The 25,752-nt window shown below is 59.3% G+C and carries 21 protein-coding genes and 1 tRNA gene; 5 read left to right on the top strand and 17 right to left on the bottom strand.

The features are described 5' to 3' along the window. Nucleotides 1-5: 5 nt before the first annotated feature. The gene (locus ATJ78_RS08020; RefSeq protein WP_098407113.1) at nt 6-1,334 is read right to left on the bottom strand and encodes an ABC transporter substrate-binding protein; all 1,329 of its coding nucleotides are present in this window, start codon (nt 1,332-1,334) and stop codon (nt 6-8) included. Between the two features lie 219 nt (nt 1,335-1,553). Between ATJ78_RS08020 and ATJ78_RS08015 the strand changes: the two genes are divergently transcribed. Beyond that, nucleotides 1,554-2,294: a DeoR/GlpR family DNA-binding transcription regulator gene (locus ATJ78_RS08015; RefSeq protein ID WP_098407112.1), complete on the top strand. Its 741-nt coding sequence runs from the start codon at nt 1,554-1,556 to the stop codon at nt 2,292-2,294. A 27-nt stretch (nt 2,295-2,321) separates the two neighbouring features. On the opposite strand, the gene ATJ78_RS08010 is transcribed toward ATJ78_RS08015, so the two are convergent. From ATJ78_RS08010 to ATJ78_RS08000, 3 genes are all read right to left on the bottom strand, one after another. Continuing rightward, nucleotides 2,322-3,101: a class I mannose-6-phosphate isomerase gene (locus tag ATJ78_RS08010; RefSeq protein WP_245836251.1), complete on the bottom strand. Its 780-nt coding sequence runs from the start codon at nt 3,099-3,101 to the stop codon at nt 2,322-2,324. Nucleotides 3,102-3,472: 371 nt separating this feature from the next. Beyond that, nucleotides 3,473-3,546 (bottom strand) — tRNA-Pro (locus ATJ78_RS08005). A 70-nt stretch (nt 3,547-3,616) separates the two neighbouring features. Next, complete coding sequence (locus ATJ78_RS08000; protein WP_098407110.1) at nt 3,617-4,258, bottom strand: hypothetical protein; 642 nt, start codon at nt 4,256-4,258, stop codon at nt 3,617-3,619. Between the two features lie 113 nt (nt 4,259-4,371). Between ATJ78_RS08000 and ATJ78_RS07995 the strand changes: the two genes are divergently transcribed. Next, nucleotides 4,372-4,833 (top strand): hypothetical protein, encoded by a 462-nt coding sequence (locus ATJ78_RS07995; protein ID WP_098407109.1) that lies wholly within the window; start codon nt 4,372-4,374, stop codon nt 4,831-4,833. Between the two features lie 69 nt (nt 4,834-4,902). Here the strand turns inward: ATJ78_RS07995 and ATJ78_RS07990 are convergent, their stop codons facing one another. Further along, nucleotides 4,903-5,475: a helix-turn-helix domain-containing protein gene (locus ATJ78_RS07990; protein WP_098407108.1), complete on the bottom strand. Its 573-nt coding sequence runs from the start codon at nt 5,473-5,475 to the stop codon at nt 4,903-4,905. A gap of 171 nt (nt 5,476-5,646) precedes the next feature. On the opposite strand from ATJ78_RS07990, the gene ATJ78_RS07985 reads away from it, so the two are divergent. Then, nucleotides 5,647-8,064 carry a phosphoketolase family protein gene (locus tag ATJ78_RS07985; RefSeq protein WP_098407107.1) on the top strand — a complete coding sequence of 806 codons (2,418 nt, stop codon included), beginning with the start codon at nt 5,647-5,649 and terminating at the stop codon, nt 8,062-8,064. On the opposite strand, the gene ATJ78_RS07980 is transcribed toward ATJ78_RS07985, so the two are convergent. The 3 genes from ATJ78_RS07980 to ATJ78_RS07970 all read right to left on the bottom strand — a co-directional run bounded on the left by ATJ78_RS07980 (nt 8,061) and on the right by ATJ78_RS07970 (nt 11,794). Beyond that, nucleotides 8,061-9,377, bottom strand: a complete 1,317-nt coding sequence (locus ATJ78_RS07980) for a UDP-glucose dehydrogenase family protein (protein ID WP_098407106.1) — start codon at nt 9,375-9,377, stop codon at nt 8,061-8,063. The genes ATJ78_RS07985 and ATJ78_RS07980 overlap by 4 nt on opposite strands. A 72-nt stretch (nt 9,378-9,449) precedes the next feature. Next, the gene (locus ATJ78_RS07975) at nt 9,450-10,982 is read right to left on the bottom strand and encodes a glycosyltransferase family 39 protein (RefSeq protein WP_098407105.1); all 1,533 of its coding nucleotides are present in this window, start codon (nt 10,980-10,982) and stop codon (nt 9,450-9,452) included. Further along, nucleotides 10,979-11,794, bottom strand: a complete 816-nt coding sequence (locus ATJ78_RS07970; RefSeq protein WP_098407104.1) for a glycosyltransferase family 2 protein — start codon at nt 11,792-11,794, stop codon at nt 10,979-10,981. Before ATJ78_RS07970 ends, ATJ78_RS07975 begins: the two co-directional genes overlap by 4 nt. A 26-nt stretch (nt 11,795-11,820) precedes the next feature. Here ATJ78_RS07970 and ATJ78_RS07965 point away from each other — a divergent pair, with 26 nt between their 5' ends. Continuing rightward, nucleotides 11,821-12,267, top strand: a complete 447-nt coding sequence (locus tag ATJ78_RS07965) for a GtrA family protein (RefSeq protein WP_098407103.1) — start codon at nt 11,821-11,823, stop codon at nt 12,265-12,267. Between the two features lie 34 nt (nt 12,268-12,301). Here the strand turns inward: ATJ78_RS07965 and ATJ78_RS07960 are convergent, their stop codons facing one another. The 5 genes from ATJ78_RS07960 to ATJ78_RS07940 all read right to left on the bottom strand — a co-directional run bounded on the left by ATJ78_RS07960 (nt 12,302) and on the right by ATJ78_RS07940 (nt 19,256). Continuing rightward, on the bottom strand, nt 12,302-14,011 hold the full coding sequence (locus ATJ78_RS07960) for a DUF4012 domain-containing protein (protein ID WP_098407102.1): 1,710 nt from the start codon (nt 14,009-14,011) through the stop codon (nt 12,302-12,304). A 652-nt stretch (nt 14,012-14,663) separates the two neighbouring features. Beyond that, nucleotides 14,664-15,665 carry a polysaccharide pyruvyl transferase family protein gene (locus ATJ78_RS07955; RefSeq protein WP_169923423.1) on the bottom strand — a complete coding sequence of 334 codons (1,002 nt, stop codon included), beginning with the start codon at nt 15,663-15,665 and terminating at the stop codon, nt 14,664-14,666. A 72-nt stretch (nt 15,666-15,737) separates the two neighbouring features. Further along, nucleotides 15,738-16,988 (bottom strand): lipopolysaccharide biosynthesis protein, encoded by a 1,251-nt coding sequence (locus ATJ78_RS07950; protein ID WP_143741391.1) that lies wholly within the window; start codon nt 16,986-16,988, stop codon nt 15,738-15,740. After that, complete coding sequence (locus ATJ78_RS07945; RefSeq protein WP_098407099.1) at nt 16,934-17,752, bottom strand: glycosyltransferase family 2 protein; 819 nt, start codon at nt 17,750-17,752, stop codon at nt 16,934-16,936. Before ATJ78_RS07945 ends, ATJ78_RS07950 begins: the two co-directional genes overlap by 55 nt. A gap of 367 nt (nt 17,753-18,119) precedes the next feature. After that, nucleotides 18,120-19,256, bottom strand: coding sequence for an acyltransferase family protein (locus tag ATJ78_RS07940; RefSeq protein ID WP_098407098.1), 1,137 nt, complete (start codon nt 19,254-19,256; stop codon nt 18,120-18,122). 616 nt (nt 19,257-19,872) lie between these two features. On the opposite strand from ATJ78_RS07940, the gene ATJ78_RS07935 reads away from it, so the two are divergent. After that, a complete protein-coding gene (locus ATJ78_RS07935; protein WP_098407097.1) occupies nt 19,873-21,183 on the top strand; it encodes an O-antigen ligase family protein in 1,311 nt (436 codons plus the stop codon). Here ATJ78_RS07935 and ATJ78_RS07930 read toward each other — a convergent pair. The 4 genes from ATJ78_RS07930 to ATJ78_RS07915 form a co-directional block, all read right to left on the bottom strand. Further along, nucleotides 21,180-22,352, bottom strand: a complete 1,173-nt coding sequence (locus tag ATJ78_RS07930) for a glycosyltransferase family 4 protein (RefSeq protein WP_245836386.1) — start codon at nt 22,350-22,352, stop codon at nt 21,180-21,182. The genes ATJ78_RS07935 and ATJ78_RS07930 overlap by 4 nt on opposite strands. Nucleotides 22,353-22,463: 111 nt before the next feature. Further along, entirely contained in the window at nt 22,464-23,525 is a 1,062-nt protein-coding gene (locus ATJ78_RS07925) for an ATP-grasp domain-containing protein (protein ID WP_098407095.1), read from the bottom strand. Beyond that, a complete protein-coding gene (locus ATJ78_RS16190; protein ID WP_169923421.1) occupies nt 23,518-24,624 on the bottom strand; it encodes a GNAT family N-acetyltransferase in 1,107 nt (368 codons plus the stop codon). Before ATJ78_RS16190 ends, ATJ78_RS07925 begins: the two co-directional genes overlap by 8 nt. After that, nucleotides 24,621-25,748, bottom strand: a complete 1,128-nt coding sequence (locus ATJ78_RS07915; protein WP_245836250.1) for a DegT/DnrJ/EryC1/StrS family aminotransferase — start codon at nt 25,746-25,748, stop codon at nt 24,621-24,623. The genes ATJ78_RS16190 and ATJ78_RS07915 overlap by 4 nt, the downstream gene beginning before the upstream one ends. Nucleotides 25,749-25,752: the final 4 nt, after the last annotated feature.

Here is a 25,752-nt window from a genome sequence, read left to right as displayed (position 1 = left end):
ATGAATCACGAATTTTCCTTGACATTGGACGTAGCGGTCTTGGCGATGTCCTCAATGGCAGCACTGACAGATTTCGATCCAACGGCGGCAGCATGCAGGTTTGTATTCACGGCCCGCGAAAAGTCCGGGTACCACGACGGAGCGCCAGCCGGGAACGTTGCTTCAGACCCCTCGAGCAGTTCCGTCAGCACCTCACCCTGAGTGAGTTCACCCGATTCCGTCAGGGCTTCCATGGCGCTTAACCGGGACGGCGACGGGTAGTGCGGCATGACCTTGTCGGGTCCGGATCCGCCGGCGAAGTCAACCTGGTTCTCCGTGCTGGTCACCCATTCGATGAACTTCGCGGCTGCCTCGGGGTACTTGGCCTGCTTGGGGATGCCGATGCCATCCGGGTTTCCCAAGTTGGTCGCCGGTCCCGAGACACCTGGTGTGGGAATGTACTGCACTTCGTCGACGACAGTGGAGGATGCTGGAACATCGTAGAGGCTCCCGATGTTTCCCGAGTAGTCGGAGAAGGTGCTCGCAACGCTTCCCTTCGCCATCAGCTTCTGCATGCCCTGCGAGTCAGTGACGTTGATGTTTCCTTCGGGGACAAGCCCATCTTTGAGTGCTTGCACCATCCACTCAGCCGCTTTGTAGCCCGCAGAATCAGGGCTGGAGAACTGAGGCTTTCCCTCATCGTCGAGCACAGTCCCCCCGAACGCAGCCGTGGTCTGGTACCAATACGTCGACAGGCCTTCGGCAGCAGCGAATGGAATGTTGAGAGGGGTGTCAAGCACTCCCTTGTCTTTGATCTGCTGAAGATCCTTCGTGTACTGCTCGATGGTTGTCGGCATCTCCGTGATTCCGGCTTCCTCGAAGATCGCCTTGTTCACCGTGGTGACCATGTACGACGAGTCGAAGGGAATCCCGTACACCTCGCCGTCGGACTTGAAGGAGCTCATCTGAGGCATGTCCTGCTCCATCTTGTCGACGTCGAGGTAGTCAGACATGGGATAGAACCAACCCAGGGTTCCGAGCTGACCGACCCGAGACCAATCGACGTCCGTGACGTCGGCGAAGTAGGTATTGGATGTCGCGGCCGCCGCGATCTTCGTCTGCAAGCTGTCCCAATCGACGACGGTCCATTTGACTTTGATTCCGGTTTCGTCGGTAAAAGCATCCAGCGCTGCCTGTGGCGGCGGATCCGTCATCCAGGCCACGGTGATCGTCGCACCCTCAATCTGGTCGGAACCACCGCCTGTCGAGCCAGAACAGCCCGAGGCTGCCATTGTGAGGCCGAGGGCGCCAGCTAGGAGAGCTGAGCCCTTGGCCACTTTCCGCATAAACGTCATTGTCTTGACCCTTCTGCCGCGTCACGCGCGAGGCGTGTGCCTCGCACCGCTTGCGCGGGCACCGTGATCTTTGCACTCTCCGAACATTTCGGTCAATCATGAGTGAGCGAAGCGCTCATACTAGGCGCGATACAAGCATTCTCGAGCAGCCGATCTGCTCATTTCGAACATTCTGGGTGCGTGTTTGCTAACGTCGGCTTTGTGCAACGAAAGCAACGATTGAAGCAGATCGTATCGACCGTGCTCGTGAAGAACTCGATGGAGGTGCACGAACTCGCGCGCCATTTCGACGTCTCAGAAGCAACCATTCGTCGCGACCTCGAACTGCTCGAACAACAGCAGCTGTTGAGCCGCACGCACGGCGGAGCCACGCGACATATTGCGTTCAACGATGTCCCCCTCGGCTACAAGACATGCGAAGACAGTGAAGAGAAGAAAAGAATCGCCCGCGCCGCCCTCGCGTACGCGAACGATGCCAGGGTCGTCGGCTTCACGGGCGGAACCACGATCGGGGAATTTGCGCCATTATTGAGCAACAGAGACGGACTGACCGTGGTGACCAACGCGCTCAATATTGCGATCCGACTCACCGAGAATCCGAGAATGCGCGTCTTCACCGTGGGCGGTGAAGTCCGCTCGAGCAGCCAAGAAGCGGTGGGCCCGAGCGCCGAGACGTTTCTTCTCGATTACCACATCGATGTGTCGTTTATTGGGGTCGACGGGGTCGATGGATCGACTGGATGCACCAACTACGACCAGGTCGGAGCCAAAGTCAACTCGACGATGATGAAACAGTCACGCAAGACAGTGGTCCTTGCGGATGCCACAAAGATCGGCCGAATAGCGCTGGCGAGCCTCTGTCCCATGAACGCGGTAAGCGTCCTGATCACGGACACTCGCGCTCCGGATTCTGCTGTTGAATCGATCGAAGCTCACGGCTGCACGGTCATCAGGGCCTGAACTGCCCTGATATGAGCGAAAGTCCGCTCACTTCTGCATGAGTGGCGGAGCGCAATACACGAGATGCGCGTCGCCCGTGAGCGCGATCGGTCCTGCACCAAACGGCACGAGGATGGTCTCTCCTTCGCGCACGACGTTCCTGATGCCATCCGTCTCGAGCGAGGCCTCGCCGTCGACCACGATCAGAATGCCGAAACTCGCCTCAAGGTGGGTAGTGCCGCGCACCATTAGCCGGCTCATCCGGAAGTATGGAGCGGCGCCAGGCGGCAAACCGTGAGATTCGTCGTCGGCTCGCACAACGAATGCATTGATACCTGAGCGCGACCACGCCGTGAGATCAAGAGCTGTGAGCGCCCTGCCAAAGCCGAGGCCAAGGTGGCCCTCGTTCTCGCCGTCGAGTTCGAACTGGCCCCACTCAAGCAGGACCGACATGTCCTCGGGCTCTTGCACTTCAACTAAGAAAACTCCAGCGCCAATGGCGTGAGGCATTCCCGGATGGACATAGATGCGATCGCCCGACGAGACGGCGATCCGATGCATCGCTGCAAGCATGGCCTCGTGATCCTGGGCGGCCATCCACCCGCGAATCTCGTGTTGACGAACCTCGCGGTTGAACCCCAAGAACACATCCCCGGCCTCGAGGATGTACCAGGCTTCCGCCTTTCCGTGGGCAGCACCCAGGTTCTGGCGAGCGAAGATCCCGGAAGGGTGAAAGTGCACGGGGAGGCGTTGACCCGCGTCCAAGAGCTTGACAAGCAGCTTCGTGTCCGTGCCGAACGCTTCGACGTGCGCGCCGCCAAGCCACACGTCGGGGGCTCGCTCAATCTCGTCGCGCAGCAGAGCACCGCTTGGCAGTCGAGTCGGGCCTTGTTCAGGTGAACCGAAAATGCATGTGGTCGATGCAATCCAATCTTCGGGCGTGTACGGCGTAGCCGTTCTCAAGCCCCGAAACGTCGCGATCTTTTCGCCACCTTCGTAAAACCGGTTGCGCGGCTGATTGGCGGAAAGCCAGACGGGAGATTTCAACACTGCCCCTTTCGAAACCGTGTGGCGCGCACGAAACATACGTCACTGCGACGAACGACGAAAGGTACCGAGCGATGGGTCTCTACACTATCCCCGTATAACAAAACGATGTCTCGCGACATAAGAGAACTATGTCGCGAGACATCACAGAGTCGGGGTGGCGGGATTCGAACCCACGACCTCCTCGTCCCGAACGAGGCGCGCTACCAAGCTGCGCCACACCCCGATTGGCTGAAAAGCCTCAATCATCTTAGCTGATGAACAGGGGTGCTCGTGACATGAGCGCTGTCCCCGACTCACTCACTGCTCACGAGCTCCGTTGCGCCCTCGAGCGCCGCGCGCTTTTGACGCGACGCCTCGGCGACAGCATCCGGTGCTGCTGTGACCAACTGCTCCGTCAGTTCCTCCGCGGCCTGCGCGAGGCGCTGCGTGGTCACCACACCGCCGGGCTCCCCCAGGTTCTCGCGCATTGCGGCAGCGGACGCCGGGCTCAGCCCACCGTCGATCACGGCGAGAGAGATCGAGTGCCACCAGGGCACGTCGATGACGATATCCAACGCCTCCGCCTCGACGACGCCGCACGCATCGATCACGCGCTCCGACTCTTCGATCATCGCGCCCACGCACGCAAGCTGCTCGACATCACTGCGAGCGACTCCCGCGAGCGCCGACGCCGCAGTCTCCGACCGCCCCTTGGTTTCGGCCGCAGCAATGGCGATCACGGCATCAGCAGCACGTCGCAGCTGCCCGGCTTGCCACAGCAACTGATTCACGGCGTCGTCAGGCATCTGCTGCACGAGTTCCGAGACGCTGCCGACGGCCGCCCTGCGTCGCACGCCTCCCGAGCCAGCCAGACCAGCGACCGCCGATGTCTCAGCCTGAGCGTAGACGCGAGACACCTTGTGCGCTGCGTTCTCGAGTCGACTGAAGAGTTCCATGCGCCGATATTATCGAACACATCTTCGTAGAACAAGTATTCGACTTCAACCTCTCCCTCACCCTCACACTCTTCAATTAGCATGGAGCGACAGCGAGCGAAGCGAGGGAGCCGATGTCCGCACAACCCGATCCTGCATTCCGCATTCTTGCCTTCAGCACCGACAGCGACGCCGAGGCGCAGCTGCGCGCCGAGCTCCAGAGTCGCGTCGAAGCAGCCTCTTTTCCCGCACAGGTGGTCGCCGAGAAGGGCGTCGTGACGGCGTCCGTCGATTTGATCATCGGGCTCAGCGCCGCCGACGTCGACCGCGCGGCACGCTTTCTCCCGGAAGGCGCGACGGTGGCCTTCACCGCCGCCGATCTCGCTGATGCACTCTCGCCGACCGCGGGCATCGATCAGCGCTGGCTCGTGACCGATGTGCGACCTGTCACAGGAGGCGAACCGCCGACCGTCCAGAAGCTGAAGGATGCTGTCGCACGCGCCCGCCGCAACGCACCCGTTCCCGGAGGCGAAGGCCTCGGCGAACGCGACCTCGGCGAAACCCTCGACCGCGCCATCGACGGACTGAGCCGCTGATTCAGCAGGCAGTGCCGACGGAGCGAACAACGGTTAACGGCTTGAGAGCACCCTCGCTCCCCGCATGACTCACACGCTCGTCAACTCAGCTTCCGTAATGAGAATGCCGCGCTTGCGAAACTGCATTGGCACGTCTTCAATGTCTGTCGAGTACGCCACGGGAAATCTCGTCCGCTGCGGTTCCCATTCATCGGCTGAACCGACGCCGCGATCCTGCGCCCACACTGGGACGGGCGCGCCCACTTCGAGGAGCCTCATCTCCACAAGCGCCGCAATCGCGTCATCCCAGCGCGTCTTAGTCAAACCCGGTTCTTCCGCTGTCAGGAGCACGCGAGCCGTTGGGTCGACCGTTGCGAGGTCGTCAGCCAGCTGCAAGAAAACACGGTATGCAACCTGGTCACGTTCGGCTGCAGCGATAACGTCCGCAACTTCGGCGGCTGATGCCCGGTTGTATTGAGGGATAAGTGCGAGTCGATACCCCAGTGACCCGGCGATGCGGGAGGCAAGCCTGGTCGCAGGGTCACGGCGGCCATTTTCAATCTCAGACAGATTGCTCGGAGCGAGCCCCGCGTTAGTCGCTGCACTGCGAAGCGTTGTCCCGGCGTTCAAACGGGCGCGCTTGAGCTGCTTCGCCACTGTCATAATGCCACCTCCCGCCAACTGTTACTTAATATAGTAACAGTCCTTGCATTCCGATGGCCTGCCTTGAATGACGGCTTTTTCACGTCGTTAGGCCGAAGTCGACATACATGTTGCCTGCCCGCTCCTTCAACCCTCTTCCTTCGGCAGGCGCAGAGACGTAGAGTCCGCGATATGGGCTCACTCAGCGATAACCACACCGCGTCCTCTCAGCCTGCCGACGACTTGGAGCTTGTCGATCTCTGGTGGCGAGCCGCCAACTACCTCAGCGCGGGCCAGATCTACCTGCAGAGCAACCCGCTCTTACGCGAGCCGCTGGAACCCGAGAACATCAAGCCGCGCCTTCTCGGCCACTGGGGTACGGCTCCGGGGCTCAACCTGGTGTACGCGCACCTCAACCGCATCATCGTGCAGCGTCAACGCGAGATGCTCTACATCTGCGGACCGGGGCACGGCGGCGCCGCGATGATGGCCAACGCCTGGCTTGACGGTACGTACAGCGAACTCGAGCCGAGCGTCGGGCTCGATGGCGCAGGACTCGAGAAGCTTCTGCGCCAGTTCTCGTACCCTGGCGGCATCCCGTCTCATGCTGCTCCCGAGGTTCCCGGATCCATCAACGAGGGCGGCGAACTCGGCTACTCCCTCATGCACGCGTACGGCGCGATTCTCGACAACCCCGACCTCACTGTCGCGTGCGTCATCGGCGATGGGGAGGCAGAGACCGGTCCGCTCGCGGCTTCGTGGCGCGCGCACAACTACATCGACCCGGCGAAGGACGGAGCGGTTCTGCCGATTCTCCACCTCAACGGGTACAAGATCGCCAATCCCACTCCCCTCGCGCGCATCCCCAGCGACGAACTCATCTCGTTCTTCCACGGCCAGGGGTACGACCCCCTCTTCATCGACGGCGTCGCCGATGCTCCGCACGACGTGCACCCGCACATGGCGCAGACGTTCGACCGTGCGTTTGACCGCATCCATGAGATTCAATCTGCGGCCCGCAACGGCACAGCCGCCGAGCGCGAGGCGCGCTGGCCCGTCATCATCCTGCGCACTCCCAAGGGGTGGACGGGGCCCGAGGTGGTCGACGGCACTCAGGTCGAGGGAACGTATCACTCGCACCAGGTGCCGCTGCCCGAGGTTCGCGAGAACTCAGACCACCGCGCTCAGCTTGAGACGTGGCTCCGTTCATACAAGCCCGAAGAGCTCTTCAGCGACGATGGTGCGCCAACACCGCGCCTCGACCCGCTCCGCCCCGAGGGCCCGCTGCGCATGAGCGCGTCGCCGGAGACCCTCGGCGGCATCAAGCAGCCGCTCGAGCTTCCCGACCTCGCCCCGTTCGCCGTCGAGACAACGCACGACCCGGTGGGCGAGGCCTCCGCGACGCGCGCGTTCGGGGAATGGCTCGCCGAGCTCATCCGCGTCAACTCCACGAACATGCGCCTGTTCGGCCCCGATGAGGTCGAGTCCAACCGGCTCGCTGCCGTGTTCGACGTCACCAATCGCAGCTGGGCATCGGCGATCCACGACGACGACACGCATCTCGCTCCGCACGGCCAGGTCATCGAGGCGCTCAGCGAGCACCTCATGCAGGGGATGCTCGAGGGCTACCTGCTCACAGGTCGCCACGGACTCCTCACGTCGTACGAGGCGTTCATTCACATCGTCGACTCCATGTTCAACCAGCACGCCAAGTGGCTGGAGGCGTCCCGCAACATCGACTGGCGGCAGCCGATCGCGTCGCTCAACTACCTGCTGTCGTCCCATGTCTGGCGGCAAGACCACAACGGCTTCTCGCACCAGGACCCGGGCTTTCTCAACGTCGTCGTCAACAAGAAACCCGAGATCGTGCGGATCTATCTGCCGCCCGACGCCAACACGCTGCTGGTCACCATGCGGCACGTGTTCGACACCCACGATCGCGTCAACACCGTCGTCGCGGGCAAGCAGCCGCAGCCGGCATGGCTGAGCCTCGACGAGGCGACGCAGCACGTGAACGATGGGCTCTCCATCTGGCCATGGGCGAGCTATGAGCCCGACCTCGACCTGCAGCATCCGGAGTCCACGACCCCCGACGCCATCATCGCCTGCGCAGGGGATGTCCCCACGATCGAGGCCGTCGCCGCCGCAGAGCTCGTGCACGAGCGCTTCCCGGACCTCACGCTGCGCCTGATCAACGTCGTCGACCTCATGCGCCTGTACGACCCGGAGCATCACTCGCACGGGCTCCCCCACGACCAGTTCAATGCGCTGTTTACGACCGACCGTCCGGTGATCTTCGCGTTCCACGGGTACCCGTCGCTCATCCATCTGCTCACGTACAAGCGCGCGAACCACGCCCAGTTACACGTGCACGGCTTCAAAGAGCGCGGCACAACGACGACGCCGTTCGACATGGTGAACCTCAACGACCTCGACCGTTACGAGCTCGCGAGCGACGTCGTTCGTCGCATTCCCGACAAGCCCGATCAGGATGCTGCCGACGCAGCCATTCGCGATTGGCAATCAGCGCGGGCCGACGCCCAGGACTACGCGTACTCCAACGGCGAGGACCCGCCGCACATCACGGGCTGGGAGTTCCACCGCCACTAAGCGCGGCCGTTTTTCACCTGGCGGCCGAGCCCGGCGTACTCCCATCCAGCATCCGCCCACGCGTCGGCGTCGAGACAGTTGCGCGCGTCGATAACGATCGGCGTGCGCACGACCTCGTGCACGGCGGCTGGGTCAAGCTGTTTGTACTCAGGCCACTCGGTGACCACGACGACGGCGTCTGCTCCGGCGAGCGCCTCGTCCGTCGTGCCGTACACCAGTTGCGGGTGCAGCGCGCGTGAATTCGCAATCGCCTCCGGGTCCGTCGCGACGACCTTTGCACCAAGACCATTCAGGCGCACAGCTACGTCGAGTGCAGGCGAGTCCCGCACGTCGTCGCTGTTCGGCTTGAACGCCAGGCCGAGAACCGCCACCTTCTTCTGAAAGACGCTGCCGCCAAGCTCCTCGGTCACGAGTTCAACGACCCGCTCTCGACGCCGCAGATTGATGGCGTCGACCTCCTTCAAGAACGCAACGGACTCACCGCGGCCGAGCTCTTCCGCCCGAGCGGTGAACGCGCGAATATCCTTCGGCAGGCACCCACCGCCGAAACCGACGCCGGCATTCAAGAACTTCCGGCCAATGCGGTTGTCATGACCGATCGCGTCTGCGAGCTTGGTCACGTCCGCGCCCGTGACCTCGGCGATCTCCGCCATCGCGTTGATAAATGAGATCTTCGTCGCGAGAAACGCGTTCGCCGACACCTTCACCAACTCGGCGGTCGCGTAGTCCGTCACAATGACCGGGCTGCTGCTCTCAATCGCCGTCGCGTACACCTCGTTGAGCTTCTGCACCGCGTACTCATCCCCGTCGGCGACGCCATACACCAGCCGATCGGGCTGAATCGTGTCCTTCACGGCGAAGCCTTCGCGCAAGAACTCCGGGTTCCACACCAGGTGGGCACCGCGCGCTTCGACAGCAGCAACGTGAGTTACCGCAGTGCCGACGGGAACCGTTGACTTACCAACGACGACGTCACCCTCAGTCAGGTACGGCACGAGGTCGTCGAACGCGCCGTCGACATACGACAGGTCGGCGCTGCCCGCGCCAGCGCTCTGCGGTGTTCCGACGGCGATGAAGTGCAGTTCAGCATCCCGGGCGTCAGCCATGTTGGTGCTGAACCGCAACCGTCCGGACGCGATGCCCTCGCTGAGCAGCTCGGGCAGGTCGGGCTCGAAGATGGGCGACCGCCCCTGCGACAGCGCCTCGATCTTGGCAGCATCCACATCGATACCGATGACGTCATGACCCACCGACGCAAGCGATGCGGCATGCACCGACCCGAGGTATCCGCACCCGATGACTGAGATCTTCATAATGCCCTCAGCGTAGCCGCGGCCAGGTGGAGAGAAGGTGAAAGGGCGGATGCTGTCGCGCAACGTCCGCCACTACGGGCTTACGGGAGCAAGGCACAGTGCATAGTTGCCCGGTGTCGACGCGACATCATCGCACTCTTCGTCTAGACGCTCGGCGAACGCCTTCTCGCCCGCCTCAGAGGTGTCCCAGTTCCGCCACAGCTCCGGCGTTCCCTCCCAGGAGGGCACGTCATCGAGCGCTGCGTGTGCTCCTGCGAGAACGATGATCGAAATGGTCGGACCCCACGACGTGACGATCACGTCAAGATCTTCCTCAGCGACCTGAGAGGCAACGGCTCGCTGTTCCGCGAGAGGCTCACCGAATCGCGATTCGTCGGAGATCTGAACGTGTCCCCACGTCTGCACACTCACGGTGGCGGCAACCACCACCGCGGCAGCGACCGCTGTGACGCGAGCAACAAGGCTCCCCCGCTGGCGCTGCCACAGCTCGATGAGCGCCCGAATGGCGATCGCAACGAGAATCGGCACGAAAATGTACATCGCCATCGCCGCATAGCGCGGCCAGTTCGGCGTGTGCGTCGAGGCCAGCCACCAGCCGAACCAGACGACGAGGCCGAAAATCGCCGCGATCCCGAAAACCGCACGTTCACGCCGTCCGGCATCAGCGTCAGTGGGCCCATCGCGAATCTCTCTCACCCACCGCACGATCGTGAGACACACCAGCGCGAGAACGACGGCGGCACAGATGACGGTGAGCCAGGTAGGCGAGAACCACCCGTTTCCGAGCGACACGAGCTTCTTCGTCGGGTCGACGGGCGCAATGTTCTGCCCGCCCGATTTGAAGAACCAGTAGAACTCGCGCAGATTCGTCAGGTACGCGGCAGGTCCCAGGGCGATGAGCTTCCACAGTTCGTACAGAGCGTTCGGTATCACGGCAACAAGCGCGCAGATCACGAGGCGCTTGAGCCGTCGAAGGATGCTTCCCTGGGTCAGTAGAACGACGACGAGCGCGATGGGGATCGCAGCCAATGCGCCGAGGAGCTTCGTCTGCATGGCCAATCCGATGAAGAGCCCCGCGAGCCAGGGTCGACGGCGAATTACGACGAATGCCCACACAAGAAGCGCGGCTGCCGGAACTTCTCCGAGAATGTCGACCGGCGATTGTATCGGGGAGCCGGAGCTCCACGTGTTCCACCCGAGGGGGACGCACACGGCGGCGAGCGCTCCCCAACGACCACCGAACCGGCCGCCGAGAACCCATAGACCTGCCAGGAGAGCCGCGTAGAACACGAGCACCACAAGACGACCGCCGATCACCGGGTCGGCACCAAGAGCGACAAGCGCCGTGATCGGAAGCAAGACAACCGGACCGGTGGATATCCGGGGATCAAACGGTGTCAGCTGACTCCCGCTCAGCGTCCCATCGCTTGTATAACCGAGTCCGTTCACCATGTTGATGGGAACCGTCAGGTTGAATGCCTCGTCTTCCCACAGGCGCATGAAGAACACGCCGTGAATCACGATCCAGAGTTGCGCTGCCGCGACAATCGCGACGACGACCCAGAACCCACCTCTCACCAGGCGACGCCAGGTGATCGCGTTCATGATGAGAACGTCCCCACGCGGCGAGCCGGCGCGCCCGGTCGAAGGCTCACGGACCACACCTCGCGGGCCGCCGCCATGATGAATGCGCGAAGACGCTTCGGTGGCAGCACCGGCACGCCGCTCTGCTTTCCCCACATCGTCCCGTGCTCCGAGTCGCCGCGTCGCGGCATACTTCGCACTCGGGCGTACGCAACGCGCATTCCGCTGCGCTTCTCCGCAAGAGAGAAATGCACGTGCGGAACCTTGGAGTCCGCGGGAACCAGGGCGAGAAGAAAGCGAAGCGCGGCGGGACGATAGACGCGCAGCGGAGTATTCACGTCCGGAACGCGAGAACCTACGACAGCGCCGACGATCGCGCCAACCATGGCGGTGATTGCCTTGCGGTACCACGGGTCAGTGCGCCCGCGGCGCACACCGTGAAGCACGTCGGCCCGCAACTCCTCATGAGCACGGATCACCCGCGGAAAGTCCTTGCCGAGAAATTGCCCGTCACCATCCACGTGAACAAGGACGTCCGGTTCGAGCTCGAGTCCCGCTCGATAAGCAGCGAGAGCTGTGGGCCCGTGGCCCTGATTGCGCACCGACGTGATGCCAACGAGCTCAGGCATCGTTCGTCCCAGACGATCGAGCACGTCGGCTGTCTCATCGGTCGACCGGTCGTTCACGACAACGATCGAGAGCTTCTCGGTGACGGGTGCGACGTGGGCAACGATCTCCGTCAGAAACTCTTCAAGGCCGTCGGCTTCGTTGTACGCAGGCATGACGATAGCGACGTGTCTGCGCGGCACGAATCCTCCAGGGTAAGTTGTCATCGGACTAGTAGTAGCGTAGTCGAGCCATGACTCGTCACCCGCGCCTTCGCCGCCTGATCGGCCTCAGCTCGCGCTTTCTCACCATCGGGGCGATTTCCACGTTAATCGAAATCGTCGCCTTCAACATCCTCCTCTACGGAATGCATGTCGACGGAGTCTGGTCAAAGATCTTCGCGTCACTGATCGCGCTCGTAAACGCCTACTTCGGTAACCGCGAATGGACGTTCAAAAATCGCGGCAAGCACGGGCGGATGCTCGAGGTCATCCTGTTCCTCATCGTCAACGGCGTTTGCACGTTGCTCGGCGCCGGCATTGTGGGGTTGGGACTCTGGCTGTTCCCCGACGCAGGACCGCTCCTGGTTAACGTCATCAACCTCGTCAGCATCGGCATTGTCGTCGTGGTGCGCTTCCTGCTCTACCACTACGTTGTCTTCCGAGGAGTACGCCCCAGCCGCGTTGCTGAATCCGACTAGAGCTCAGGCGCACGTGTCGAGTAGCTCAAGCAGCTCACTCCGGATCTTCGGGCTTACACCCGGTGATCGTAATGGGGGTGTCACGAACCATGGGAGTCGTGTCGATGGTGAAGTCTCCGTACTCCTGGTCCGGGGCACCGGTCATCGTGTACGACACGGTCACGGACTCGCCGGGTTTGAGAACGTAGCTCAGGCGAACGACAGGGCGTCCATCGATTTCACCGGTCGCCTTGGCCGAGTGCTCTTTCCCGTTCACGAGCCATGAGTCGATCTTTGCGCCGACGGGCCCGTACACGACAAAATCGGTCGCGATGTCGCCGGGCGTGTAATACGGTCCCGTGATGTACCCGGGCAGAGTCTTCGCTTCTTCTCGCGTAATCGAGTTCGTCAACGTGACGTCGGTCTTAAACGTGGGAGACTCTCCACTCGAGACATCGCACTGATTCGTGCTCGCCTCGATCTTCGCGTCCACGTAGTAGTCCATCTTCGAGCCGGTGGTGTCATTGAAATACACACCGACCGTCGTCTTCTCAGTGTTATCGCTCGGCAGCACACCCTGCAGCGCGGTTCCCTCAATGGCGCCAGCCAGATCCTCATGCGGCGACCACATCATGAGACGTCCCTCGTTCGCCGATTTCACGAGAGCACCAACTATGGCCTTCGGGTCGCCAGATCCCGTCGTCAGAGCATCGAAGACGGATGCTGCCGCCGCAGCGAAGAATGCGTCAGACGCTGCGCCGTCCGGATACCGGAAGTACACCTCATTCAGCAGAAGTGGCACGGCGTTCTCGGCAGTGAGCGTGTCGCCCGTCGGCATCTCCACCGGTCCGGTGGCTCCAAGCAGATAGCTGAGGCCGACCGGGTCGAATGAAATGATCCCATCTAGCTCGGTGTCAAACTCTTCGTTCCAATACGCGTTCATCAACCCGGCCGTGGTCGGAAAGTCGGGTGTGCTCGTGATGTTCGGAATGTACTTCCCGATAATGTCGGAGTAGATCTTCTCGACGTTTGGATCGAGTTCTTTCACCGGCTCTCGTTGCATCGAGTTCTTGAAGTCACCGCTGGATGCCTGTTGAGCGATCGAAATCGCTCCATTGTCTACCTTCACAAGTACCATCGCGGCCGGGTTACCACCTGCCGCGCGCACTTCGGAGTTCCCCTGGAAGATCATGAGATAGTTGCGCGGTTCCTCTGCGCCGAGCGCCGAAGGCAGCACTGCAACGGGCACGCGGAGCTGTTCCAGCACTGTTTCTGCCTTAGCCAGAGCGGTCTCCAGCTTGCTGATCCCGTCCGAGACTTCATCGATCAACGCGTTGCGCGGTACGTCACCGAGCTTCTCCTGAGCACTGTCAATAGACGCCGCGGTCGAGTCGATGAATGGCAAGAGGTCAGAGATCGCTTCCACGTCGATGCGTCCGTCAACCGGCTGAAGCGCGCTGATCGACAGCTTCGTGGCCGGCTCAAGTGTGTCGACAGCAAGGTCGTCAACGGTCTCTGAAACGACGCGCACCGCCTTGAGATTGTCTCCGATAAACGGAGCTGCTTCGGCCCACTGCCAGAGGTCACCCGTCGTCTGTGCGCGTGCCGCGCTCGTGTGTTCGCGAAGCTTGGCGGCAGTTTCGGCAGCAGCGTCGGTGTCGCCATCAAGAATCTGCTGCTGAACCTGTGACGCAAGCGGCAATGCAGCCTGAAGCTCGTCCTTAGCGGCAGTCGCGCGGGGAACAAGTTTCGATGCGACTACCACTCCAGCTATCGCGATAATGAGGAGCAATGCGACAACAGCCACCGGTACCCAGAGTCGAAAGCTCTTCAACAATGGTTGTTTCTGCTTGTTGCTGCGTCTTCCCAAATTAACGTTTGCCTTTGTCCGGTGATCATGAGGGTTTGAAGCGTACGCATTGTTCTTTCGCAATCACTCAAGAACCGCCCCAATCCTAAGCCATTTTCATGAGGGCCCGAGGTAGTGCTTTGAGTCCAAAATCCGGATCCTAAGAGCACGACACACGGCCTCATCCATCGAGATTCAGAAGGCCGCTGATGATGTCCTTGCGTGATAACAGCGGCCGTGAGAATCGCTGTATCGCATCATCTCCATCTCGAGAGGATCATCACTTAAACGAACTGTGGGTCCGAAGACCGCACGCATCGGCATGTACGTCCATATCTAGGGCACCATACGCGCCGTTTGGTTCAATCCTTCGAGGGGGCAAAGTGGCAAATGCAATAGCGAGGAAAACGCACTCGCAACCGCACGAAATAACGGATCGTCCGCTTTGAGCAGCGCGGGGCAACCACTTCCCAGAGAGGCTGTTGTTCATGCAAACTCAATCTGATCGAAGAGCGGAAACCAGCGTAACTGTAGCCGTCTCGCTCGACGTGCTGGCTCCGGCTAGTAATTACGACGCGCGCATCGCTTCAATAGTCGCATCCTTGTACTGCTGCGGTGTCACTTCCCATTTCGGATTAGCCAGCAAAGTCTCGGCGGCTGCACTCCGAACTTCATCATCAAAAGTTAGATCCGTGCGAAGGAACCGAGTCGGAAGACGTATATGCGCTGCAAAATCAGAAATCTTCTGATGATGGCTCAGAGCGAGAATCGGCACGTCGCAAAGGTAAGCGACGATTAGTCCGTGCAGGCGTTGTGACCACACGGCCTTCGACTTCGCGATGATTCCGATGCTCTGATCAATCGATTCGAATTTAACGACCTCGACATCCGAATGATGAGGCAGCAAGCGTTCGCGAATTTCGTGGGAGAACTCGACATCGCCATGCGACCGACGAACATTTAGAGCAAGCAACTTTACTGGCAAGTCGATACCGCGCAGCAAGGCCGAAAGGAGAGCAACCAGTTCGTCCACCGTTGATCGTGAATCCTTTGACACACAAATCGTCAGATGCTTGCGCTCGCCCGTGCTAAACCTCGGCATCGGGTATAAGGCTGCGAGGTCGCCGCCGACTGGCACCGAACCTCCCAATCGATCCGACGATGCCTGATCGCGAACCACGACGCGTTCCATCCGCTTGAGGTAGGCCTGAACTCGTTCTCGTGGAGCTTCAGATTCCCAAGGACCGAGCGAGACCCCAAGGCCTTCGATGGTTCGTCTCCGAAGTATGAGGCCTCGCAATCGCTGAGTTCCGCGCACGTCTTCCAACACGGATCCGCCACATAATGCAACCGTGTCGGCCCACACAGCACCGATCAGAGTCTCAACCAGCCTCGTTACTCGCCCCAGCACCCCCAAATTCTGATGCAAGGTGCGAACCGGCGTCACAAACGAGCGGACGCGAGCCCCCTCACCCCATATGAGTTCACGGTTTCGCTGAACCGCGATGCGGAATAACTCGTCCCCGAAATTGTCCCAACCGTAGTAACCAACTGCATTGATACGTCGCATGTACATCCTCTCGGTGTGATTGCCCCGTCAGCTCTAGATATGCATAGCGAACATCTCCGAAACTTTGCCTACTCAATTGCGGGCAAGTCTCATCGCCAGCCAAAAAGCGCCAAGGAAACGGGCCCAACTGATGGCGAGCGCAACAGCGAACGCAATTGCGATCGACGAAACGCCAAGGAAGAAGCAGACGACGCCAGTAGATAATCCAAGAACAAGCGCCATTACCCAGATCCACGCCTGACTGGAGAACCGTTCCAAAACATTAATTGTCGTGCTGTAAATGTAAGAGGGCGCTATGGGAATCAGCGCGACCGTCAGCAGAGCAAGATCTCCATACGACATCCCAAATCCTGGACCGTAGACCAATCGCATCACAGGATCACCTAACAAAATCACGAACGGCGCCGCGCAACAACCGACCAGTCCGACTCCCCAAACAACCCGGTGTGATCGCCGCAACAGGGCCCGAACACCTTCGTCTGCCAACGTTCGTCTGAAAGCGGTGATCAGAATATTCTTCGCGATGGCTCCGGACAGGTTGGCAAAGGTGAGTAAATAGGCGGCCGCGGAAAAGAGACCGACTAACGCCTCACCTGCAATCCTTGACAGGACAAGAATCGGCAAATAGCTTGCAAACGCGGCTAGGAATTCTGCAACCGTTGTAGGGAGGCCGGCCCGCAAAATCTCGCGAATGCCGTTGCCTTCTTCTACGCGCTCTGACGATTGTTGTCTGGAGAGACGCCGAGCCCCCGCTGCAACCGCAGTCGACACCATTGCCGACGCAAAAACTGCTGCAGAGACTGTGCCGAATATCAAAAGAGCCGATGCAGCGAATGCTATCGTGCCGAGGCTGTTTGCTAGATTGAGCGCTCCTAGGCCGATTAAGCGACCATGACGCTGAATCCGTGCTTGGAGAATGTCAAAGTACGCGGTAACAACTTTAGATAGCAGCACCGCTACCCAAAGCGCCGAGCCCACCGTTGATGAAGTCTGAAAATACAAGACAAGGATCAGGACCGCGAGAAGCAAGCCCGCCATCCTTAGAGTGATATAAGAGCGCCAAGGATAGTTGGCGCGCAAGCTTAAGTAAACAGTGCGCAAGCCTAGTTGTGCAAAAGTAAACACCGGCGTGGCAACGGATAGCACTAGCGCGTACTCGCCAACAGCTTCCGGTCCTCCTGCGAAGCGTGCAAACATCCAGACGAGCAGCCACTGCACGACCGCTACGCTGAGCGAGCCAATTGAGAATAGAGCTCCGCCCAGTCTGCTCACGTGAAACCCCTGCGAATCTTGCTCGATAAGATCTTGAGCAAACGAATACATGACTTCGCGGTCGAATTCAGAATCCCGAAAACCGTTTCCAACATGGATAATGCGCCGGCGTTCCTAGCACCGAGATATGCCCTATATTCACCGAGAATCATCGACCAAATGCGCGAAGATAGCCCGGACGCTCCGTATGGTGCTTTGAATACGGCTGCAAGTGGCGCGTCGATGAGCAATACGGGGTAACCTTTGCCGACGAGGGTGAGCCATAATTCGTAATCTTCGGAGAACCTCCGGTTAGCGGCGAATCGCTCCGGGATCTCTCGCCGCAAAACGACGCTCGGGGTAGACATTCGGTTCCTCAACAACAGTTCCCGTTTCCGCACCGGGATAGCGGGTGTGTCTAAGGACACTTCGATCGAATCCAAGTCTGATGGCGCATTGACCTGCACCGTACGACTCGCGATTAGTACGGCTGGCGGATTCGATTCGATCGCGTGTTGAATTTGAAGCTCGATCTTCCGCGGATGCCATGCATCGTCACTGTCAAGGAACGCTACCCATTCGGCCTTCGCTTCATTCCACCCGATGTTTCTTGCGTTCGCCGGCCCGCCATTCACCTCAAGCAAGATGAGACGAGTACCCTCGCGTCCTGCAATGATCTCTTGCGCCACCAACCGCTCAGACTTCGATGATGCGTCGTCTACCACGATAACTTCGTGGACGGGCCAAGACTGTGCAACAACCGAGTCCAATGCACGAGCCAATGTCTTCGATGAATTGAAATGTGGAATTACAACGCTAACGAGATCGCTCGCCATTTTCCCGCCTTTACATTGAAAGATCGTGCCGTCAAAGCACGTTCAGCAGTGTCAGTTGGCCGTGCGTTGTTTATAACCCAACTCTTCACTCGATTTGCGCGCTGGCCTGGCCGCCGACGTCGTCGCGCATGTCGGCCCCGAAAGGATTCTAGTTGTACTACCCATGCGGATCGGTTGAGCCTGTATCTCGGCATTTTTTGCTTGAGGCGCGGCGAAAGCCTTCGCGGTGCGAAAGGGCTTGTCGAAGAAACGGTTGAACGCGGGCATCGGGCTAAACAGTACGATGTCTCTTGCCCACCATCGCAAGACCCTGGCAGGTCAACTGCGCAAGCACGAGGGCCGATAGCGCGTTCGATTGCGGTCCGGGTTATACGGAAATTCCGCCCGCATTCTTGCTGAGGCGTCCGGGAGGGGTCAGCAGCGCTTGCATCCAGTCGACCGGCGCCTGGAGCAACTTGAATCCGCTAAACCAGATATCCCGCATCTTCACTTCGATCCCCCAGTGCAACAACCCTGCCGAAACGACCAATCCCGCGAATAAGAGCGGATATATCAGCCAAACGGTGGACTGTGTGGCGAGCGAGCCGAGCAAGGTATATCCGATGTGCGCGTGCAGCAGATAGATAGGATACGTCAGATCGCTTATCGACCGAGAGAGCGGGATAGAAACCTTGGTCATTCTCGGTATCCACATCAGCGAAATAATGACGTAAAACGCACCGATCAGCGCAAACACCGCAACGGGTGACACCGCGAACGCGTGTCCTTCGTTGAACGTGGCGATGTTGCGCCCGACAAACACGATTGACGTTGCAGCCGCTGCGCCAAGGCCCAGCACCCGAAAAGGCGAGAAGCCACGCCGCCGGATGGACGCCATAATCGCGCCAGACGCGAAGAATGCGTAGTATCCGTCGAGGTAAGGCAAACCGGATGCTTGGGGAACGATGACCGTCACTGTGAGCATGGTTAATGCCCAGGTCGGAAATACGATGTCAAGGAATCGGCCGAGTCCGAGCAGAAGCACTAGAAAAACCAATAGATAGAATGTCAACTCGACAGTGAGCGTCCAGTACACACCATCCACGGCCCGTTGACCGAACAAGCGGGGCATCATCGTCAGGTTCGCAAGGAACTGCACCGGAGTCACATGCATCGATTCGTCACCCCAGGCATTGACGATGATTGTTGTTGATGCCATTGCAACCCAATAAGCGGGGAACAGCCGGACTCCGCGGCTCACGACGAATTGGCCCGCGGTCTTGCCGTGCGCTGACTCTGCTATGACGAACCCACTGATGAGGAAGAACAGGTGGACGCCGTACACTCCATACAGAGCGATCGGGGCTAATGCCGTGAAGTCTATGCTCTCGACCTTACCGTTGCTGATCCCGTTGAAGAACCAGTGAAAAGCGACAACCATGAGCGCAGCAAGGAAGCGGAGTAGGTCAAGCAGTTCGAAGCGGCGATGCTTGTCGAGCTCCCGAGTGACGAGCGATTCAGGCATCCGCCACCCTTCCTGTTCATAGTTCGCCAGCGAATAGTCTATCCGCCCGCGCGACTCGGCTATGCCTTGGTCCGGGGATTGGGTATGGGGCTTCGGCGGCTCGTTACATCGGGAATGTCTGCCTAATCAACAGAGCGTTGCATACCGAAGGTTCCAGTTGTCCGGCTTTGAGAGGCGGCCCGGCAGATACCCGTTCACCCTCTCGATCTGAATCCAATTGTTTCCGGGGCCCGGGGTGAGCCCGGTAGACGGCAAGGAGCAAGCACGGTTTCTCACACGAGCGGCTCCGCAGAAAGCGACCACTAGAAGCTAGCGCATGTACTCTGTCTGCCGCTATCTCAATTCGCGATCTGAAGCTCCCGAAGGCAACTACCGAGTCGAAGAAATTTTGGAGTGAGTTGAACCTTTGCCCAACAAACGAAACCCGATTCGAAGGCCGATAGAGTGACCAGTATGCACACGCGCTTCGCCGGCGAGCACTATCGCTGTTCTGACTGTTCAGCACTGCGCGTCGCACATCGAGGACTTCGCCCACCAGAGTCGGTCTGGAGAATCAAGCACATTGAGGGAATCACAATTTCGCGGTCGCGGATCAAGGAGCCTAGACCGCAATGTCATGTCACGCCCTGAGGGCGATCCCAATTCTGGTCGCAGGTGGAGAACGCAGGAGCGATCCGGATTAATCGTCCTTGCGGGTGCGCTGGGACTATTCCTGAACCAAACCGCACGGATTGCCGGGTTCAATGTCTCTCTCGCCGATGTAATCCTGCCTTTGCTGCTGATCGCGCTCGCATGCAGCCACGGCATCATATTGCCCCGTGCAGCTGTCTTCTACTCACTCGCTGTCTTTACCCTGACGATCACCACCGCATTGTGGTTCACTCCGCTCACTTTTGGGACCACCCCAGATAGCCAGAGCGTCATGGGTGAGTTGGTCAAGATGGTCGTGTCATTTCTCTACTTCATCGCGGGTTACTCGCTGGTGCGCGCTGGAGCCCATTCAACAGCTCTCCGATGGTTCGCGTTTGGTGCCGCCGCCGTCGCATTGCTCAGCCTTGCAAACAATCTCATCGGTGTCCCCCTGCCTGACCTGATGTATTACGGCTCGTTCCGGTTCCGGGGCCTAATGTCCGATCCAAATTATTATTCGGCACTCGCCGTTGCCGCGCTCATTTTCATCGCACGAGATACCGATCTGAAGCGTCCTATACGCTGGCCCCTAGTCGCTATTTTGGCTACTTCGGTGGTGTTCTCTGCGTCCAAGACGGGCGCGATCGTACTTGTCGCCGTTCTCACGCTCTTACTATTCGAGAGGACCTTTAGGAAAGCCCGGTGGGTAGTGGCACTCCCACTCACGGCTATCGGTGTAGTTGCAGTTGCGATAGCGGGTAGCACCATTCTCCACGGGCTGCATGCCACGCTCTTGCACGCCGGTACCGTTCTCCCGCAGCTGAACCGCATCGCCCTCTTGTTCTCTACTGATGCACAGGATGCTATCGCAGGGCAAGGGTCGGGCCGCGATGACGCCTGGGGCAATGCGCTGCTGGTAATCCAACGCGCGCCATTCTGGGGTAGCGGAGTCGGGTCTTATCAGGATGCGACGGCAGAGCTCGCTGGTTCCGTCACCCTCGCCCACAATACATACCTCCAGCTCGCCGCTGAATGGGGTCTGCCCCTGGCCATTGTCCTATTTGCTTGGATTGCAGTTCATCTCTTTCTTGCCTCTCAACGACACGCCCCTTTCTTGGAGAAGACACTAAACGTTGTCCAGCTACGCGACATGGTGCTCGTCTTCCTGCTGGCGGGGGCATCACTCTCACTGAACAACGCACGCATGTTCTGGCTCTTCCTTGGCATGCTCGCATTTGGCGTGCACGCATTACGAAGTGAGCGAGGACGCGTTCACTCACATGAGGAAACTGATTAACGCTGCTTCTGTGCCTTCTCAAAAAAATCTACGTGGAGGCCGCAGACAGTCGATTGGTCGAAGTGCGAGACCACACGCTCTCGGGCCGATAGTCCGAGCCTGCTGAGCTGCTCTCGATCTAAGTTGAGCTCATCTAGAACCTCCGCGAGGGCTGCGGCATTGCCGACTGGGACTATGCGTCCAGTGATTCGATCTACAACTGAATCGACAGTGCCCGTGCTGTCGGCGACGATCGCGGGTACTTCCATACCGGCAGCCTCAAGCACGACGTTCGGGAAACCCTCACGAAGGCTCATGAGAACAAGAACATCGATTCGCGCAAGGTACGGGCGCGGGTCAGAAACCCTACCAGTGAGATGGACTGGAACGAGTCCATCGAGTTCTCTGCACAATTGAGCAACTTGAGCGCCCTCGTCACTTCCGATCAACAGCGTGCGGATACGGGTACCACGTCGGGCGCAGCTACCGGCGGCTTTCAGGATGGTGTCAACACCTTTGTCTGGGTGCAAGCGCCCCACAAAGCCGACCGTTAGTCCAGTTGTCTCATCAAGAAACTCACGGGTCCTACCGTCGATGCGAGGATAATCCGCGCTGGGACGGAATCGTTCTGAGTCGACGCCATGAGATGATCCCGCACCCAATACTGCCGGGACTTGCGGAGTGATCCCTAGATTGTGTGCATATTTGGCGAGACTGCGACTGTTTGCAACGACACTCGTCGACAACCGAGCGGTGATGAACTCAAGTGCTCGAAGGATGTGACGTGCTGGACCAGCTGCGGTCTCCAAGCGCAGCCCCCATAACTCATACACGCGGGTCCTCACACCGGCAATGGTGCCAGCCAGCGCACTCAATAGGCTTGCCTTCGGCGTCGCGTATACCAGAACGTCGGGCTCCAGCCGTCGCAATACATTGGCGAGGGAGACGAGCGAACGCAGGTCTTTTGTTGGCGACGGTGCACGCTCCATAGGTATCGTATGAAGCGTCACTCCTTCCTCTCGTGCCCAGTCCTCAATTCCCTCACCAGGAGAGCAAATTACCGTTACCCGCCACCCGCGCGTGCGCAACTCGGTCAAGTACCCATGCAGGAACGTTGCGGCAGTTGTATGGCTTGTGACCACGATACAAATTGACCGGTGTTCTCCCACCACGTCACGTCCTGCTGACATGCGATACGCAACGAAGGAAAGCTTCATGGGGCGAGGTGACTTTTTCACTGGGTCCCACCAAGGCGCAGCTTCCGTCCTCAGGGAAAAGCGTGCTGTTGCAACCTTCGAGATTCATCTCACACTTGTCTTTGTGACGGCTTCGTTCTTAGTTGAAACAACGCCCGGTACATATGACAGGTGGCCCTTTGCGTCTAGGCGTCGACACGAGCCCTGAAGTAGTTGCGCAACATAGAGGGAAGGGACGTCAGCGCCAGCGAGATGACTGAATGGATACCCGCCACCAAATCGAGGATTGATATCGATGACGAATGGACGCCCATCTTGCGCAACCATCACGTCCACGTCAATCAACCCCTGATGACCCGTCCAGCTCGCAACAGCTTGAGCGAGTTCAACGAAGGGGGATGCATCCACTGACTCGGCCCGATCTGTCTCGCCCGAGCGCATGCGGCTCTTTCTACGCGCCAGCACACCGAGTGGATGGACGCCCTCCTCGAGGGGCGAAACCAAGTCCATGCCGTATTCCTCTCCAATAATCGCGCGCTGAACTACGAATTCCGCAGCCCTTTTGTGGCGTTCAATTTCCTTGCGCCACTTCACTGACAGCCATTTGACCGCGCTGTCGAAATCAGCCGTACGCGCGATCACGAGACCGGACGAGCCGCTCCCGAATCGATCTTTAATCACCACTTCCGTCGAGGATTCCAAAACTGCCTCTACACCTGCGGTGTCTGAGAGAAGCGCAGTGTCAGGGGTGGAAACACCAACTGCTGCCAGCTCGATCGCCATTTGATATTTGTCGTGCACGGCCCTGTGGCGTTCCTCAGGTAGGGCTAGCACATTGCCGCCGAACTGACGTAGGCGAATCGCGAATCGCGTCGATGCCAAATAGGCCAGTTCGAAGTCGTTCACAGAAAAGAACAAGTTCGGGCGAATCTTCTTGAAGAGACTAATCATGGCATTCTCGTAACCTGGCTCGCCATATTCAGGCATAAGATGGCGAAACGAGGCGCGCGCGTACGCGGCGCTGAATGGGTCGGCATCGGTGACGTGAACCTCGCCGTTCACGCCGAGCTTTGTGAACGCTTGTTCAAACCAATCCACTAGGTAGACGCGGCGACCGACAGATCCGATCAGAATGCGCATTGGCTGCTGTGCCGAATCTTCACGCATTGCCGTGTCCTGATTCAATGTCCAATTTCATTCTCCGCTTCGAACCTCCGGCAACTGCGCCAAAGTCTTCAAATCCGAGGCTGCAATAGAGTCGGATGGCTGCAGCATTGTCAACTCGCGTCTCGAGCGTCAATCGTTTGGCGCCAAGCTCCCGGGCACGCGCAATCATGAGTTGCATGGTGTCGCGACCGATTCCCTGCCCGTGTCTCGACGGATCGACGTAGATGTAGAGCGTAAAGTGTCCAGCTTCAACGCGCTGCAGGCCACACATTGACACGAGGGAACGGTCCTGACGATGAATTCCCACCCAATCGTACCGAGCAGGATCCTCGCGGACACTGTCGAACCAAGTTTCCATCGCGGCCAAATCTGCAATGAAGGACACCGAGGCGCCCGCACGCACAACCGGGTCGTTCAACCACTGAACCCGCGTTGCCAAGTGCTCGATTGAAAGCTGGACAAGTTCAACGCGCCTTGTACTCCTGGGCCCGAGGAATTCGCTCCGCGTTGACTGTCCTTGTTCCGTTATCCCGTCTCGGCGCACCACTGTGCGTACAGTCTCGATAAGAATCGACATATCGAGCTTTACGCTCTGTCGGTCAACATACTCGACGTCAAGTTTCAACGTCTCATCCCACCCCATAGCGTTGCGCCCCCGAACCTGCGCGAGCCCGGTAAGACCAGGGCGCACTTCATGTCGGCGTTGTTGCTCTGATGAGTAGCGAGGAAGGTAGGAGACTCGCAGGGGACGCGGACCTACGAGGCTCATCTCGCCGCGCAAAATATTCCAGAGGCTCGGCAATTCGTCGAGACTAGTGGATCGCAAGAAGTGACCAAAGCGAGTTATCCGCTGTTCATTTGTCACCCACCCATGAGACGGGTCGATGTTTCTCATAGTACGGAACTTGTAGAGCGTGAAGGTGCGGGCGTTCATGCCGGGCCGCACCTGCGCGAAGAGCACTGGTCGCCCGAGGATAAGCGCCACACTCACCGCAACAGCGACAAATACCGGAGACAGTATGACCAACCCGAACCCGGACGCAAGCACATCGATGACGCGTTTGCCGAAGTGGTAGCTGGCAAGACGTGGCAATCTCACGGGGCCGACTGCTTCTCGCGGACGAAGTCGGAAATCCGAGACAACACGCTGGCCCGCTGTTCATCGCTGAGCGCAGAGCTGCTCGGCAACGTGAGCCCGGTGTTGAACAGGCGCTCCGACGCCCCGTTTATCACTCCGCGTGATCCTGCAAACACAGGCTGGAGGTGCATCGGCTTCCAGAGTGGGCGGCTCTCGATGTCGTATTCAGCGAGAACGGCAGAAAGCAGCGACGGTGTCCAGCCCGCAGCATCGGCATCGACCAGAATCGATGTAAGCCACACATTGTCATCCTCATCGCCTCTGACACCGAAAACCTCAACACCATCTACATCTGCAAACAATTGCTTGTAACGATCGCGCAGTTCGCGACGCATCGTGATCATCTGATCCAGCCGCAACAGTTGGGCGCGACCCAACGCTGCGAGAAGATTACTCATACGGTAGTTGTACCCGACATCGACGTGCTCATAGTGAATAACAGGCTGCCGAGCCTGGGACGCCAAATAGCGGACATGCTGCGCAAAATCTGCGTCATCGGTAAGCAGCATCCCGCCGCCAGAGGTCGTCATGATTTTATTACCATTGAACGACACAGCAGATGCGCGCCCAAAGCTTCCCGCAGCTTTGCCCGCGTGTCTCGCGCCAAGAGACTCGGCGGCGTCCGCTAGTACCGGAACGTCGAACTCCGCAGCGATTTCGAGGATCGCTGTGTAATCAACCGCTTTACCTAGAAGATCAACGGGCACCACGGCTGCGACCGGTTCACCAGCGGCTCGCAGACGGTTGAGCGCTTCACGCAGCAAGTTCGGATCCATGTTGCCAGTTGATGGGTCAACATCGATGAAAAAGGGCTCCGCTCCCGTGTAGACGATCGCGTTCGCTGTTGCAGCGAAGGTCATCGTCGAGGTTATTACGATGTCGCCGTCCCCTATGCCCAGGGTTAGAAGTCCCAAGTGAAGCGCTGCTGTACCGGAGCTTAACGCGACACCGTGTTCGACTCCGACACGGGCGGCGACTTCACTCTCAAATGCGTCGACGTCAGGGCCTAACGGAGCGATCCATCCTGATCGCATGGCGGCCATAACGTACTGCTCCTCGAGTTCACCGACATCGGGCGAGGACATCAGT

It is taken from the genome of Paramicrobacterium agarici (assembly GCF_002563955.1).
In the GTDB taxonomy this organism is placed as follows: domain Bacteria; phylum Actinomycetota; class Actinomycetes; order Actinomycetales; family Microbacteriaceae; genus Paramicrobacterium; species Paramicrobacterium agarici.
Note: the sequence above shows the minus strand (reverse complement) of the source record. Positions and strands in the feature narration are given on the sequence as shown.

Excerpts from the sequence above, each read along its gene's own strand:
- ATJ78_RS08020 (WP_098407113.1), bottom strand. The coding sequence starts at position 1,334 with ATGACGTTTATGCGGAAAGTGGCCAAGGGCTCAGCTCTCCTAGCTGGC.
- ATJ78_RS08000 (WP_098407110.1), bottom strand. The coding sequence starts at position 4,258 with ATGGAACTCTTCAGTCGACTCGAGAACGCAGCGCACAAGGTGTCTCGC.
- ATJ78_RS07995 (WP_098407109.1), top strand. The coding sequence starts at position 4,372 with ATGTCCGCACAACCCGATCCTGCATTCCGCATTCTTGCCTTCAGCACC.
- ATJ78_RS07990 (WP_098407108.1), bottom strand. The coding sequence starts at position 5,475 with ATGACAGTGGCGAAGCAGCTCAAGCGCGCCCGTTTGAACGCCGGGACA.
- ATJ78_RS07985 (WP_098407107.1), top strand. The coding sequence starts at position 5,647 with ATGGGCTCACTCAGCGATAACCACACCGCGTCCTCTCAGCCTGCCGAC.
- ATJ78_RS07980 (WP_098407106.1), bottom strand. The coding sequence starts at position 9,377 with ATGAAGATCTCAGTCATCGGGTGCGGATACCTCGGGTCGGTGCATGCC.
- ATJ78_RS07975 (WP_098407105.1), bottom strand. The coding sequence starts at position 10,982 with ATGAACGCGATCACCTGGCGTCGCCTGGTGAGAGGTGGGTTCTGGGTC.
- ATJ78_RS07970 (WP_098407104.1), bottom strand. The coding sequence starts at position 11,794 with ATGACAACTTACCCTGGAGGATTCGTGCCGCGCAGACACGTCGCTATC.
- ATJ78_RS07965 (WP_098407103.1), top strand. The coding sequence starts at position 11,821 with ATGACTCGTCACCCGCGCCTTCGCCGCCTGATCGGCCTCAGCTCGCGC.
- ATJ78_RS07955 (WP_169923423.1), bottom strand. The coding sequence starts at position 15,665 with ATGCGACGTATCAATGCAGTTGGTTACTACGGTTGGGACAATTTCGGG.
- ATJ78_RS07950 (WP_143741391.1), bottom strand. The coding sequence starts at position 16,988 with ATGTATTCGTTTGCTCAAGATCTTATCGAGCAAGATTCGCAGGGGTTT.
- ATJ78_RS07945 (WP_098407099.1), bottom strand. The coding sequence starts at position 17,752 with ATGGCGAGCGATCTCGTTAGCGTTGTAATTCCACATTTCAATTCATCG.
- ATJ78_RS07940 (WP_098407098.1), bottom strand. The coding sequence starts at position 19,256 with ATGCCTGAATCGCTCGTCACTCGGGAGCTCGACAAGCATCGCCGCTTC.
- ATJ78_RS07935 (WP_098407097.1), top strand. The coding sequence starts at position 19,873 with ATGTCACGCCCTGAGGGCGATCCCAATTCTGGTCGCAGGTGGAGAACG.
- ATJ78_RS07930 (WP_245836386.1), bottom strand. The coding sequence starts at position 22,352 with ATGTCAGCAGGACGTGACGTGGTGGGAGAACACCGGTCAATTTGTATC.
- ATJ78_RS07925 (WP_098407095.1), bottom strand. The coding sequence starts at position 23,525 with ATGCGTGAAGATTCGGCACAGCAGCCAATGCGCATTCTGATCGGATCT.
- ATJ78_RS07915 (WP_245836250.1), bottom strand. The coding sequence starts at position 25,748 with ATGTCCTCGCCCGATGTCGGTGAACTCGAGGAGCAGTACGTTATGGCC.